Source organism: Mucilaginibacter inviolabilis (genome assembly GCF_011089895.1).
GTDB classification, from domain to species: domain Bacteria; phylum Bacteroidota; class Bacteroidia; order Sphingobacteriales; family Sphingobacteriaceae; genus Mucilaginibacter; species Mucilaginibacter inviolabilis.
The window spans coordinates 172,963-185,596 of sequence record NZ_JAANAT010000001.1 but is presented as its reverse complement, the minus strand read 5'-3'; the positions used below and the strand labels follow the sequence as shown (position 1 = coordinate 185,596).

The following is a 12,634-nucleotide window of genomic DNA, read 5'->3' as shown; positions in this document are numbered from 1 at the left end:
GTCTACAACACCCTTCTTGATTACTTTTCTGTCTTTTATTTTTTACTTAGTGTAAAAAATACACACTTAATCATCCTATTGTAAACACTTTCATATCAGCCCTGAATAACCTCTCAAAAACGAATACAAAAGACAAAATAGAGGTATATTTGTGTATAAAATACACTATCAAAATAATTGATAAAATGAGCACTCCTAAAACTATACCGGCAGCTATGGGCAATGTCCAAAACGCTGTCAAAAAAATTGTTATTGTTGGAGGTGGATTTGCCGGAATAAACCTGGCCGAACAAGTAGCCAAAAACAAAAACTACCAGGTTATTTTGCTTGATAAAAACAATTATAACTACTTCCCTCCACTGCTTTATCAGGTGGCTACCAGCTTTTTGGATCCATCAGATATCAGTTACCCATTTCGTAAAATGTTTCGCAATAAACGGATCAGTTACCGCATGGCCGAAGTAGTCAAAATAGATTCTGCATCACAAACCGTACACTTAACCAACGAAGAACTGAAATATGATTATCTGGTGTTTGCCTCAGGTGCTAGGATAAACTTTTTTGGGATGGAAAATGTTCAAAAGAACGCCATCCCCATGAAAACTATTGATGATGCCCTGTACATGCGGAATGCCCTGCTGCAAACCATGGAACAGGCATCCATGACCAAAGACCTGGCCGAGCGGAAAAAACTGTTAACCATTGTAGTAGCCGGTGGTGGCCCTACCGGGGTAGAAATTGCCGGTATGCTGGCCGAAATGAAAAAGAACATTTTCCTGAAAGACTATCCTGAGCTGAAAGGCACTCCGGGCGGTATCTATATTGTTGATGGCGGCAAAAACCTGCTGGGCCCCATGAGCGAAAAAACACACCAGGAGGCCTATAAGGTACTTTCCGGACTGGGTGTAAAAGTAAAATTGAACACACAGGTTAGGGATTATGATAAACATGAAGTCACCCTGTCAACCGGTGAAACTATTGAAGCCGGGACATTAATCTGGGCGGCAGGTATTACTGCAAACACCTTTGAGGGCATACCGGAAAGTAGTCTGGGTGTTGGCCGCAGGATGATCACCAATGAATATAACCAGGTAATTGGTTTGGAAAACATATACGCTATTGGCGATGCCAGCGTTCAGATAACAGACGAGCGTTATCCAAAAGGTCATCCACAATTGGCGCAGGTAGCGATACAACAGGGCCGCAACCTGGCTAAAAACTTTATAGCCATGCAAAATGGTAAACCATTAAGCGCTTTTAACTACTTTGACAAGGGCGATATGGCTATCATCGGCAGGAATAAAGCGGTGGTTGATCTGTTTAAGAACAAGCTGCACATTGGCGGTATTATGGCCTTGTTCATGTGGTTGTTTATCCACCTGATATCGCTGGTAAATTATCGTAACAAACTAAAAACCCTGTATAACTGGGGTACGGCATACGTATCAAAAGATCAATCCTTAAGGATGATCTTTAGATCATAAAATATTAAAAATAATCTTCAAACCGGGGCAGGCAAACGGCAAGGTAGGCAAAACTTATCGGGCCGTTTTGTTTTAGATGGTTATTACTTGAAATACCTTAAACCGCCTGACTAACTTCGCGCCAATCTGTTGAAACGGCCTTTCAATAAAAACAAGCATCAGGTAACTAATTATTAAAGCAAATAAAAAAGCGGTTATAAAAGTATAAAGCCCCCCAAAGGCATATCTCCCAACAAATACCGAACTCATAGCGATTACCAAAGGCATGTGAATTAAATAAAAGCTGTAAGATATGTTTCCCAAAAAAGTAAAAACAGGATGTTCAAAAAACAGCGATAATCTTTTTTTAGCCAGAACAATCATCATCATGATACAACTGCCTACAGCTATCATATAGCTGTTCCAGATATGGCTAAACAGGGCATAATGCTGTTGAATTTTCCCGGCAAATTCAAACCCGATATTATATAAGAATACGCTCAAAAAGCATACGATGATCAAGATAATTAACGGCCACGATTTAATGGTGTGTGTTATTTGATCTTTATATTTTGCCATGAGTATACCCAAATAAAAAACACCTATGGGCCATACACCTGCATGATCGTAAGTTAAATACACAATTATAAACAGAAAGATGATATTTAACACCTTGCTGCTGCGCGCGATGATCATGATAAAAAAGGGCAATAGAATGGAGATCTTCATTTCGATGACCAATGACCAGATGGGGGGATCGAGCAGATTAAAGTTAAATTCAGGTCCTATTAATACAAATGTTTTAATAAGCTCCTGAACGTGCTCTTTATTCCAGTGCCAGTTCCAGAAGCCACTCCATTCGCCGGAATGAATATCAGGTATAGGAGCAGTAATGAATTTATCATAAACAAACGCTTTTAGCAATACCGAAACAACAATAGCGAATAGAAGAGCCGGATATATTCTGAAAACCCTTTTTATATAAAACGCCGTAAGTTGTAATGGCTTTTCGTTATTAATAAATGGCAGACTTAGTACAAAACCGCTCAGCACGAAAAAGAACATCACAGCTGCCCCTCCGTTAAACACAATGCCTAACAGTGTTCTTTTTAAAAAATCAACAAAGGGATTATTAACTGCATTTTTTCCTATGATATGTACAAAAAAAACAGCCAATGCAGCTAATCCCCGCAAACTATCCAGCTGCTTATATCTGGGATGCACCACCGCAGTAGGTTTATCTTCTTTCATACCTGTTTAATAATCGTTACGGCGAAAAGAAGATGTGGGTTGCTTTTACATCAATATATTTAATGACGCTCAGCTGCCCATATATCCCGAATAGTATCCTCATCGCCATGACCATCTGGTACGGCGGCACCGGGGTTATTGGCATAATACCAGCGTTTTTTATCCAGCGGCGATGTGGTTTGCCTGCCGCCAGGCATTTCGAGGTGACCGTTCGAGTCGGTTTTCTTTAACCAATCGTACGCGTAATGCAGCCATTGCGTGCGGTAGGCTTTGTTCTGATGGGCAAACCAGCTGATCTCATCATACCCCCAAACCCAGAACGGAATGTCGCCGGCGTTTTCCTGCCCGGGCTTTTTACTTACGCCATAGTTATCAAACTCCACCAGGTATGGCAGATGCTCGCAAGTCCAGCCGCTGGGCGTAATACCGCCTTTGCTGCGCAGATATAGGGCATCGGTATGGCCCACTTTTAGCGTGGCCTCTTCGGGCTTGCCCGGGGTTTCCATAATGCGGAGCGGGAAGGCGTGAACATCCATCAGCAGCTTGCCATTGCGTACAAAGCCTCCACTGGGTACGTGCGAATCGCAAATAACAATATGCCTGCGGGCATGTTTATTGGCATATTCGCGGATGAGGGTTAATATCTGGGCGTAGTTATCCAGGTTAGGATCATTTTTATTCATCAGCTCCACCTGCCCGAAATGGATACCTTCGATACCCGCGTCGATATATGATTTAGCCAGGAAGTAAAAGAACAACTTGGTTTCGGCACGGCTTACATCGGGTACGGAACCCCTGCCCCATTGATTTTTAAATTTACCATCGGGGTACAGCATGTCGGCATAACTAAAATTCCGTTTTTGTACGGGCATCCCTAAAGCCTCAAATGCCCAGGCAGGTACAGGCAATTGCTCTACTTTGGGCGTTACGATCTCGAAGATGCAGGCCTGTAAAATAATGTCGGCATCTGCCGCATGCACTTTAGTGGCCAATTCTTTTTCTTTAACCAGGTTCTGGGTGATCTCATCCTCCTGCCCCCACTGGCAAACGGCCCGGCCAATGAACTTGGCACCTATATTTTTGATCATGCGCAGGTTATCATCAAAATTACCCTGCCCTACCAACAGGCTTTGCATGGTGATGGAACGGTCGAGGTAATTTTCCAATACCTTGCGCGATATTTTTTTGTCGAATTGATAATCGCCTCGATCTGGCAGTGTGGAGGCTTTACTAAAAATACAGATGAACAACAGGGCGACTGCCATAGCACAGCCATAAACTCTTTTTAGAATTGATACAGATAGATTCATTATCCAGGTTTTTAAACAGGTTTGCGAAGCGGGGTATGGCACAAATCTATCGTCATGGATAAATATTTTATTAAAATATCATTAATGGGGAGGGAAGGTAAAAAGAAATATGTCATTGCGAACGTAGCGTGGCAATCTCCTCGCGTGCATATTGAACGCGAGGAGATTGCTTCGTCGTTCCTCCTCGCAATGACACAGGGGCTATTATTCTCCCCTTATTCATTCCATGGCGAATGCAAAATACAATCGCAGAAATTTTTGCGGTGAAAGTTCGGGATCATGTAGGCGCATACATCGGCTTTGATGTTGCCAAAAGTGGTTTCGGTTTTATGCTCAAAGCCACTGAAGAAGGTTGGGATGATATTTTTCTTAAAATCATTCCGAGGAAAGGCGTGGATGATCTCCTCCCGGTTTTCGGCGCTTAGGTTTTCGTAGCCCTCGCCCATTACATCAAGGCCTACGCCGGAGTACATCAGGGCTACTTCGGGTTCCTTGTGCTCAGCAATACCGATGGTGGTGTGCAGGGCAATCGTATCCCAAACCAGCTGTAATGATTCTTTGGGTAATCCGTGGCTTTTCAGAAAATCTCGGGCAGCGTTGGCCCCGTCGACTTCAAAACGCAGGTCGGGACTGCTGTAGTGTTTGGTTAAGCCCAGGTCATGAAATACCGAGCTCACATATAACAGTTCGGCATTATAAGGTAAATTGTTACGCTTTCCGTTTAGCGACGAAAAAAGAAATACCCTTAACGAGTGATTATAGATAAATTCGGTACCATGCTCCAATAAAAGCTCGGTAGCCTGGGTGGCGATAGTACTATCAGGGATGGTGATCCCGGCAATTGTTTTTACTTTATTTACAGACATATTTTGTTGATTTTATATCAGCAAAATTAGTTGTGGTGGCGTACCCGGTAAATGTTAAAAACCGCCAATCACATGCCAATATTTACAAAGCGGCCACGGTAATCATTGGGTGATATCAGTGTATTTTTTTTAAAAAAGTGGCTGAACTGATCGGGCGTAGAAAAGTTTAGGTGATAGGCGATCTCTTTAACCGGTTTGGAGGAAAATTGCAGGGAGCGCTTGGCTTCGGCGATGATTTGTCCGTTGATAATATCCTTGGCCCCCTTACCACTACAACGCCGGCACAGATCTGACAGTTTACGGGCCGGGATCCCCAACTGACGCGCAAAATCGGCTACCTCATGCGTGGTTTGATACTGGCTGCTCACTAGTTCCAAATATTGCCGGTAAATTTGGTTCTCATAACTATCATAACCACGGGCAAGCAAGGCGTTCACGTTGGCTATCTTGATCATGATGATCTTTAAATAGGCCGCCATGGCATCCAGCTTATTGGGATAATCCTCTTTAATATATTCCTGGTGAAGGGTTTGAAAAAGATTATTGAGCTCAGATTGATCAGCATTGTTCAATGGTAATTGCTGATTGTCAACCGCATTATTAAAAAGCACCGCTTTGCAATTGCTGGCACTGCCCGGGGTCTTTTCCCAGAAACAATCACCAAAAGAAAGCTCATAACCTGTTATTTGAGCTCCTTCTTCAAAGGTATATAACTGGCCTTTGGCTAATAAGAACAATTCGTTCCCCGAAATTTGGTAGTTGTTGTCATCTATTTGGAGAGTACCATTTCCTTCCTGAATGATAAAAATACGGTGATAATTGATCCGGCAAACAGCTTGCGTTTCAAAAACATGAGCGTGCAGATAATTAACGGCAAAGGAATCTTTCAATTCCTTGTCAACCCGCATCCATGAAACATCATGCTTTTCTATCATGATCACAAACGTATAAAACGGTGCCGACTATAACGTCATCACTATTTAAATAATTTCAATTTTACTATTCCCTCATTCACCGACAATTTAGGGTATTTGGCCGAAATTCACTAAAAAAAGCTTAGCTACCTCATCATATTTGACTCATTATTTGATGGCTTATGATGAACAACGACTTAAACAACCGGAATATTTTAATATCAGGTGCCAGTATAGCCGGCCCGGCCCTGGCTTATTGGCTAAACCAATACGGGTTTAATGTTACCGTTGTTGAAAAAGCTCCTGAGCTACGCAAAGGCGGTTACCGCATTGATCTTCGCGGCGTGGCTACCGATGTGGCGCAGCGCATGGGCATTTTAAACCAGGTAAGGGAATTGAATACCGCCATGCGCGGCTCATCCATGATCAACGCCGAGGGGAAACGATATGCGGACCTAAATGATCCCAATATATTTGGCATGCGGCAGGATGGCGATGTGGAGATTATGCGGGGCGAACTCTCGGGTATACTTTACGCCGAAACAAAGGATCAAACAGAATATATTTTTAATAATTCCATTACTGCGTTAACCCAGACCGACGAATCTGTTACAGTTGTTTTTAAAAATGGAGAACAGCGTGATTTTGATCTGGTTGTAGCTGCCGATGGCTTAAGATCAAATGTGCGCAGGTTAGCATTTGATCAGGAAAAGATATCTGTAGATCACCTCGGATATTTTGTATCCGTTTTCACCATTCCCAATTATTTTAACCTCGACCATTGGGAACTCAATTATCCGGCTGTAGATAAAATCGTAAATATATACAGTACTGGCAAAAACCAGGAAGCCAAAGTGCTCCTGATGTTTGCTGCGCCAACTATTAAATATGACCATCGCGACATAGCACAACAGAAACAAATAGTAATTGATCATTTTAAAGATGAAGGCCCGGTAGTTTCAAAAATCCTGGATACCATTCATGATACACCCGATTTTTATTTTGACGCTATAAGCCAGGTAAAAACAGAAAGTTTATCCAACGGCCGGGTAGTGTTATTGGGCGATGCGGGTTATTGTCCCTCTCCCGCCTCGGGTCAGGGAAGCAGCCTGGCTATGGTTGGTGCTTATGTATTAGCCGGCGAACTGGCCGCTTCATTTGGCAACCATCAAATAGCGTTTGCTAATTACGAAAGCCAGATGCGGTGGTTTGTGAAAGCGAATCAACGGTTGGGGCTAACTGTTTTAAAGGATATGGTGCCCAAATCAAAAAAACAGCTTTGGTTGCAAACCACTATGTTGCGCCTGATGCTTAAACTGCCCGGGAAAGAAAAGATACTGAAAAACTTTCTAAAAGAAATGCAACGGTCTGTTGATGAAGCCGCTAACGCAATAGAGCTTAAAGGTTACGATCACTATAAGCTACAAACCATCAACAGCGATCAGATTGATCCTTAATAACCCATCCTGTTTAATTTATAATTAAACAAGATGCCTCAGATGTTTATCCACAGCTTCAATCAGTTGGGTCATTTCAAAAGGTTTATTCAGATAAGCATCCGCCCCGCAATCACGGGCAATATCTGCCAGATTTGCCCAACCAGACATCAATACTACAGGGATATGACTAGTTAAAGGGTGATTTTTGATAGATACACATAGCTCACTGCCAAAGCCATCTTTTAACCTGTTATCAACCAATACCAGGTCGGGCATATGAAGAATTACTCCCTTTATGGAGTTTTTATCCAGGGAAGCAGCGGTTTCGTAACCCTCTTCCCGCAGGATCAATTGTATAGCTTCAGACAGATCGGCATCGTCCTCCACAATAAATATTTTCTTGTTCATAGGTTTGTTTGTGTAGATAAACAAATTTACATAGCACACTATTAACAATCAATTACTAATTAAGTTATTTAAAAATAAAGCAATGCTTTTGGCGATGTTTTTACATTGTTATGTTTAATACTGAAAATAGGGTTGTGCTTAAAACAATTTTCTTTAATTTCAATTCAGAAGTACTGACTACAAAACATAACTATCTGAACACTCATGAAAATAGTAACATACCCCGGAAACCCATTTCCACTTGGCGCTACCTGGGATGGCGAAGGAGTTAACTTTACACTTTATTCTGAAAATGCTACCGGGGTTGATCTTTGTTTATTTAACGGCGTTCATGACGAAGTAGAATCGACACAGATCCCCATCACCGAGTACACAGAATTGATATGGCACATTTATATACCCGGCTTAAAACCCGGACAATTATATGGTTTCCGGGTATATGGGCCGTATGAACCGAAGAATGGGCATCGTTTTAACCCTAATAAATTACTGGTTGATCCTTATGCCAAAGCCGTTGCCGGGACAATTGACTGGAACGACTCTCTGTTTGGATACGAAGTTGGCAGCCCGGAAGAGGACCTTGGTTTTAGCAAAACAAATAGTGCCGCCTTTATACCCAAAGCCGTAGTTATTGATCACCACTTTGACTGGGAAGGTGATAAAAGTCCTGATATCCCCTACTACAAATCGATTATATACGAAGCCCATGTAAAAGGGTTCACCAAACTTCATCCGGAAATACCTGAGAACATCAGGGGAACCTATGCGGCTATTGCACATCCGGTAGCCATTGCTTATTTAAAGGATCTGGGTGTTACCGCTATTGAGTTAATGCCGGTACATGATTTTCTTTCAGACAGGCATTTGCTTGATGAAGGCCTTACCAATTACTGGGGTTATAACACCATTGGTTTCTTTGCCCCTGATGCGCGTTATGCCTCTTGCAGTATACTTGGCGAACAGGTAACTGAATTTAAAAACATGGTAAAGGAGTTGCACAAGGCTGGTATAGAGGTCATTTTGGATGTGGTGTACAATCATACCGGTGAAGGCAGTCACCTTGGCCCTACCTTGTCTTTCAGAGGGGTTGATAACGTATCTTACTATCGCCTGGTTGATGACGATAAAAGATATTACATGGATTATACCGGCACAGGTAATACGCTGAATGCCAATTTGCCTAATGTTTTGCGGCTAATGATGGATAGCCTGCGTTACTGGATAGAAGAAATGCATGTTGACGGCTTCCGCTTTGATCTGGCAGCCACCCTGGCCCGCGAACTGCATGAGGTGAACCGTTTGAGCGCATTTTTTGATATCATTCATCAGGATCCTACCATATCACGTGTTAAGCTGATAGCCGAGCCCTGGGATCTTGGCGAAGGAGGATACCAGGTAGGCAAATTTCCTGCCGGCTGGGCCGAGTGGAATGGTAAATACCGTGATTGTATCCGCGACTATTGGAGCGGTGCCGAGAGTACCCTGGCCGAGTTTGCAAACCGCATTACCGGCAGCTCTGACCTCTACAAATCATACAGAAGGCCTACCGCCAGTATCAACTTTATAACCGCCCATGATGGTTTTACGCTCACCGACCTGGTATCATACAACGAAAAACATAATGAAGCCAATGGCGAAAACAATAACGACGGCGAAAGCCATAACCGGTCATGGAACTGCGGCGTGGAAGGTCCGACGGATGACGCTACCATTAATAACTTACGCGCTAAGCAGAAAAGGAATTTTTTAACTACGCTATTCCTTTCGCAGGGCGTGCCCATGATTGTGGCTGGTGACGAAATGGGCAGAACCCAGCAAGGCAATAATAACTCCTACTGCCAGGATAATGAAATTTCATGGGTAAACTGGCAAAATCTGGACAAAGATCTGTATGCTTTTACCCGCAAACTGATCAGCCTGCGAAAAGAACATGCTGCCTTTTCGCGCAAGAACTGGTTTAATGGGCAACCCGTTAATAGTAACGGCATTGCAGATATAGCCTGGTTTTTGCCTGATGGTTCTGAGATGAATGATGATAACTGGACCCATGATTTTGCCAAATCTGTAGCTGTATTTTTAAATGGCTTAGGCTTGCACAGTGTTAATGCAGAAGGCGACAAAGTTGTTGATGATAGCTTTTACATCATCTTTAACGCGCATGATGAGCCGCTGAGCTATAAACTACCCCACGAGGAATATGCGCTTGATTGGGAGCTCCTGATTGACACTGCTAACCCCGATAATAATGGAACTGTACGGGCATTTAAAGCCGAAGATACAATACAAATAGACGGTCGATCTGTAGTGTTACTTCAGCATCAGCTTGTTCATGATGCAGGGACAAAACAGCAATAACTCAGTTCAAATAATTTAAACACAAAAAAGCAGAATGGATATGCTCCATTCTGCTAAATCACTCTAAAACAATCACCTCTTATTAAATAGGAAGTTTCTTTCAATAATCGGGGTATTAATTCAATACACGTCTGATTATTTGTGCAAAACAAAGTTATCTATAATAATATTCGAGATGGGTTATTCATCTATCTTTTGACTAATAACTGACAGTAAATCAGCTTCGTTAGTTAAGGATGACTTAATACATCAGTCCTTTTATAAAAATATCTATCAGTAATAATCTTTTGGTATGTATTTCTTCCAGATGTTCTTTACGCGGAAAGTTTACTTTCTTTTGCGATACAGCGCTAACTTTAATACCATGTAGGGCATCCAATAACAAATCAACAATCTCTTCAGGGTTTTCAACAGGCTTAATAGCTCCCCGCTCTATTTCAGTTTTTATCGATCGGCTCAACAAATTCAGTTCGGCCAAATGAACCTGCTCCACGATCTCCCAAATAGTATCCGGAAGATTTTGTTCATTCAATCTGAAAAAATCAAAGAAATTATAATTATTTACAATAAAATCGTGATTGGTATTTATCTGGAAAACAAAAGCGTCTTTTAAATTAGCAAAAGTGTCAATATTGTCTTCCAGGTTTTTGATGTAATCATTGGCCAGTTTACGCATTACTGCAATGTATAACTGGCTTTTATCAGGAAAATAATAATAAAGCAGCGCCTTTGACATAGACAGGTCTCCGGCAATTTCATTCATGGTAGTTTTTGAATATCCATAATGTAAGAACCGTTGATGAGAGGCGTCTAAAATTTTTTCCCGCTTTATATCCTGATGGTCATTGCCTGCAGCCATTTGATCTATAATTATATAAAACTCTTAGTCAGATCACATTCCTGACTTTTTTAACAAAACTATCAAAAATTCTATAAATATAAGTACAGACACCTGCCACATGCATTATTGCTAAAACAATTTTACATTCTAACTATTTTCAAAGTAGATTTTATAAACACATCTGCTATAAGTATGGAAAATAAATTGCCATCCGGTTTGCTGGAGTTATCGCAACGTGTACCTGCCATATTATGGGACCTGGGTATAACGGTAATAGCCATTTTGGTAGGGTTGATCATCAAATTTATAGTTACAAGCCTTTTTAGGTTTTATGCCAAAAAAGAAACCTCTTATTCCTTTTTCAAATCAGTGATCATTAACCTTGGTCGGGCTATCACTTATTTTATACCACTTTTTCTGCTTAATTTATTCGTTCCGTTTATGCGGCTGGATAAAGTTTATATAGCCCCACTGGATAAGATTATTGAAATATTGCTTACCATTTCCTTTGCAGGCATACTGGTTCGTTCGGTAAGGATACTGGAAGATTATATTTACCATACCTATGATCTGAACAAAGCCGATAATTTAAAAGAGCGAAAAATACGCACACAGATACAGTTTATGCGTAAGCTTTTGGTAGTAATTATTGTTTTTGTAACTATAGCCATTATCCTGCTGAGTTTTGAGAGTATGCGTAAAATTGGCACCGGGCTGTTAACGGGTGTGGGTATAGGCGGTATTATTGTAGGTTTTGCGGCCCAGAATTCGTTAGGTAATTTATTAGCCGGTTTCCAGATTGCTTTTACACAGCCCATACGTATTGATGACGTACTGGTGGTGGAGGGCGAGTGGGGTCGTGTTGAAGAAATTACACTTACCTATGTTGTTTTAAAAATATGGGATGAGCGCCGGTTGATTTTACCTATCAATTACTTTATACAAAAGCCCTTTCAAAACTGGACACGCACCTCTGCCGATATATTGGGTACTGTGTTTTTGTATATGGATCATACCGTACCTATAGATGCTATCCGGGGCGAGTTTGAGCGCCTGATCTTAAAAACACCTTTATGGGACAAACGGGTAAAAGTAGTACAGGTAACTGATGTAAAAGAACGTGTTATTGAAATCAGGGTGCTCATGAGCTCCCGAACATCGTCTGATGCGTTTGACCTGCGGTGTTATATCCGCGAAAACCTGATCACCTATCTGCAGCAAAATTACCCGGGTAGCCTGCCCAAAACCAGAAATGAGTTAGGCGATCTGGAAAAATATGTGCAGCATTCCAGTTAAGCCATTGCGGATATGCCCACACCGGCGCCTATAACCAAGGCATCTTCAATAGCGCCAATAACCGGATCAATAATATGACTACCTTTAACTACTCCTTTACGCAAATAATAACTGCCAAATGTTGACACCAAAGCAGCCGAACCACCTATAACAGCGCCAACAAAAGCGTTATTACCGCTGGCTTTATAAATACTTGCACCGGCCAGAGCTCCTGACAGCGAGCGTGCCAGTACGCCGAATGGTTTAATCCTATTAGGCGTTGATGGCAGCTTATCTACCACTAACTCGCTAAAAGACATCACTTTTAATGTATTGGCTACACTTACCGATTGCATGAACCTTAAAGGCGATTGCGTCAGATTTTTTGATTGATGATGACTTAATATATGGCTGGCAATAACCGGCGCCGAAGCAGTACGCATACCTGCCAGTGTACCTAAACCTATAACCTGCCAAAGGGGTTTTGATATTTTGATTTTCATAGTATTTAA

General features: G+C 41.8%; 11 protein-coding genes. 4 read left to right on the top strand and 7 right to left on the bottom strand.

Annotation, left to right across the window (positions count from 1 at the left end):
* Positions 1-185: 185 nt before the first annotated feature.
* Complete coding sequence (locus G7092_RS00775) at positions 186-1,484, top strand: NAD(P)/FAD-dependent oxidoreductase (protein WP_235953748.1); 1,299 nt, start codon at positions 186-188, stop codon at positions 1,482-1,484.
* A gap of 72 nt (positions 1,485-1,556) precedes the next feature.
* Here the strand turns inward: G7092_RS00775 and G7092_RS00770 are convergent, their stop codons facing one another.
* The 4 genes from G7092_RS00770 to G7092_RS00755 form a co-directional block, all read right to left on the bottom strand.
* Positions 1,557-2,714: an acyltransferase family protein gene (locus tag G7092_RS00770; RefSeq protein WP_166085214.1), complete on the bottom strand. Its 1,158-nt coding sequence runs from the start codon at positions 2,712-2,714 to the stop codon at positions 1,557-1,559.
* A gap of 59 nt (positions 2,715-2,773) precedes the next feature.
* On the bottom strand, positions 2,774-4,024 hold the full coding sequence (locus tag G7092_RS00765; RefSeq protein WP_202985188.1) for a hypothetical protein: 1,251 nt from the start codon (positions 4,022-4,024) through the stop codon (positions 2,774-2,776).
* 215 nt (positions 4,025-4,239) lie between these two features.
* The gene (locus tag G7092_RS00760) at positions 4,240-4,890 is read right to left on the bottom strand and encodes an HD domain-containing protein (protein ID WP_166085212.1); all 651 of its coding nucleotides are present in this window, start codon (positions 4,888-4,890) and stop codon (positions 4,240-4,242) included.
* Positions 4,891-4,958: 68 nt separating this feature from the next.
* Positions 4,959-5,825 carry an AraC family transcriptional regulator gene (locus G7092_RS00755; protein ID WP_166085210.1) on the bottom strand — a complete coding sequence of 289 codons (867 nt, stop codon included), beginning with the start codon at positions 5,823-5,825 and terminating at the stop codon, positions 4,959-4,961.
* Between the two features lie 161 nt (positions 5,826-5,986).
* Between G7092_RS00755 and G7092_RS00750 the strand changes: the two genes are divergently transcribed.
* Positions 5,987-7,261, top strand: coding sequence for an FAD-dependent monooxygenase (locus G7092_RS00750; RefSeq protein WP_202985187.1), 1,275 nt, complete (start codon positions 5,987-5,989; stop codon positions 7,259-7,261).
* 24 nt (positions 7,262-7,285) lie between these two features.
* Here the strand turns inward: G7092_RS00750 and G7092_RS00745 are convergent, their stop codons facing one another.
* Positions 7,286-7,651: a response regulator transcription factor gene (locus tag G7092_RS00745; RefSeq protein ID WP_166085208.1), complete on the bottom strand. Its 366-nt coding sequence runs from the start codon at positions 7,649-7,651 to the stop codon at positions 7,286-7,288.
* A gap of 204 nt (positions 7,652-7,855) precedes the next feature.
* On the opposite strand from G7092_RS00745, the gene glgX reads away from it, so the two are divergent.
* Positions 7,856-10,006, top strand: coding sequence for a glycogen debranching protein GlgX (gene glgX, locus G7092_RS00740; protein WP_166085206.1), 2,151 nt, complete (start codon positions 7,856-7,858; stop codon positions 10,004-10,006).
* Positions 10,007-10,247: 241 nt separating this feature from the next.
* Here the strand turns inward: glgX and G7092_RS00735 are convergent, their stop codons facing one another.
* Entirely contained in the window at positions 10,248-10,865 is a 618-nt protein-coding gene (locus G7092_RS00735; protein WP_166085205.1) for a TetR/AcrR family transcriptional regulator, read from the bottom strand.
* 174 nt (positions 10,866-11,039) lie between these two features.
* Between G7092_RS00735 and G7092_RS00730 the strand changes: the two genes are divergently transcribed.
* The gene (locus G7092_RS00730) at positions 11,040-12,143 is read left to right on the top strand and encodes a mechanosensitive ion channel family protein (protein WP_166085203.1); all 1,104 of its coding nucleotides are present in this window, start codon (positions 11,040-11,042) and stop codon (positions 12,141-12,143) included.
* Here G7092_RS00730 and G7092_RS00725 read toward each other — a convergent pair.
* The gene (locus tag G7092_RS00725) at positions 12,140-12,625 is read right to left on the bottom strand and encodes a DUF4126 family protein (RefSeq protein ID WP_166085201.1); all 486 of its coding nucleotides are present in this window, start codon (positions 12,623-12,625) and stop codon (positions 12,140-12,142) included. The two genes, G7092_RS00730 and G7092_RS00725, sit on opposite strands and share 4 nt — an antisense overlap.
* Positions 12,626-12,634: the final 9 nt, after the last annotated feature.

Excerpts from the sequence above, each read along its gene's own strand:
- G7092_RS00775 (WP_235953748.1), top strand. The coding sequence starts at position 186 with ATGAGCACTCCTAAAACTATACCGGCAGCTATGGGCAATGTCCAAAAC.
- G7092_RS00770 (WP_166085214.1), bottom strand. The coding sequence starts at position 2,714 with ATGAAAGAAGATAAACCTACTGCGGTGGTGCATCCCAGATATAAGCAG.
- G7092_RS00765 (WP_202985188.1), bottom strand. The coding sequence starts at position 4,024 with ATGAATCTATCTGTATCAATTCTAAAAAGAGTTTATGGCTGTGCTATG.
- G7092_RS00760 (WP_166085212.1), bottom strand. The coding sequence starts at position 4,890 with ATGTCTGTAAATAAAGTAAAAACAATTGCCGGGATCACCATCCCTGAT.
- G7092_RS00755 (WP_166085210.1), bottom strand. The coding sequence starts at position 5,825 with ATGATAGAAAAGCATGATGTTTCATGGATGCGGGTTGACAAGGAATTG.
- G7092_RS00750 (WP_202985187.1), top strand. The coding sequence starts at position 5,987 with ATGATGAACAACGACTTAAACAACCGGAATATTTTAATATCAGGTGCC.
- G7092_RS00745 (WP_166085208.1), bottom strand. The coding sequence starts at position 7,651 with ATGAACAAGAAAATATTTATTGTGGAGGACGATGCCGATCTGTCTGAA.
- glgX (WP_166085206.1), top strand. The coding sequence starts at position 7,856 with ATGAAAATAGTAACATACCCCGGAAACCCATTTCCACTTGGCGCTACC.
- G7092_RS00735 (WP_166085205.1), bottom strand. The coding sequence starts at position 10,865 with ATGGCTGCAGGCAATGACCATCAGGATATAAAGCGGGAAAAAATTTTA.
- G7092_RS00730 (WP_166085203.1), top strand. The coding sequence starts at position 11,040 with ATGGAAAATAAATTGCCATCCGGTTTGCTGGAGTTATCGCAACGTGTA.
- G7092_RS00725 (WP_166085201.1), bottom strand. The coding sequence starts at position 12,625 with ATGAAAATCAAAATATCAAAACCCCTTTGGCAGGTTATAGGTTTAGGT.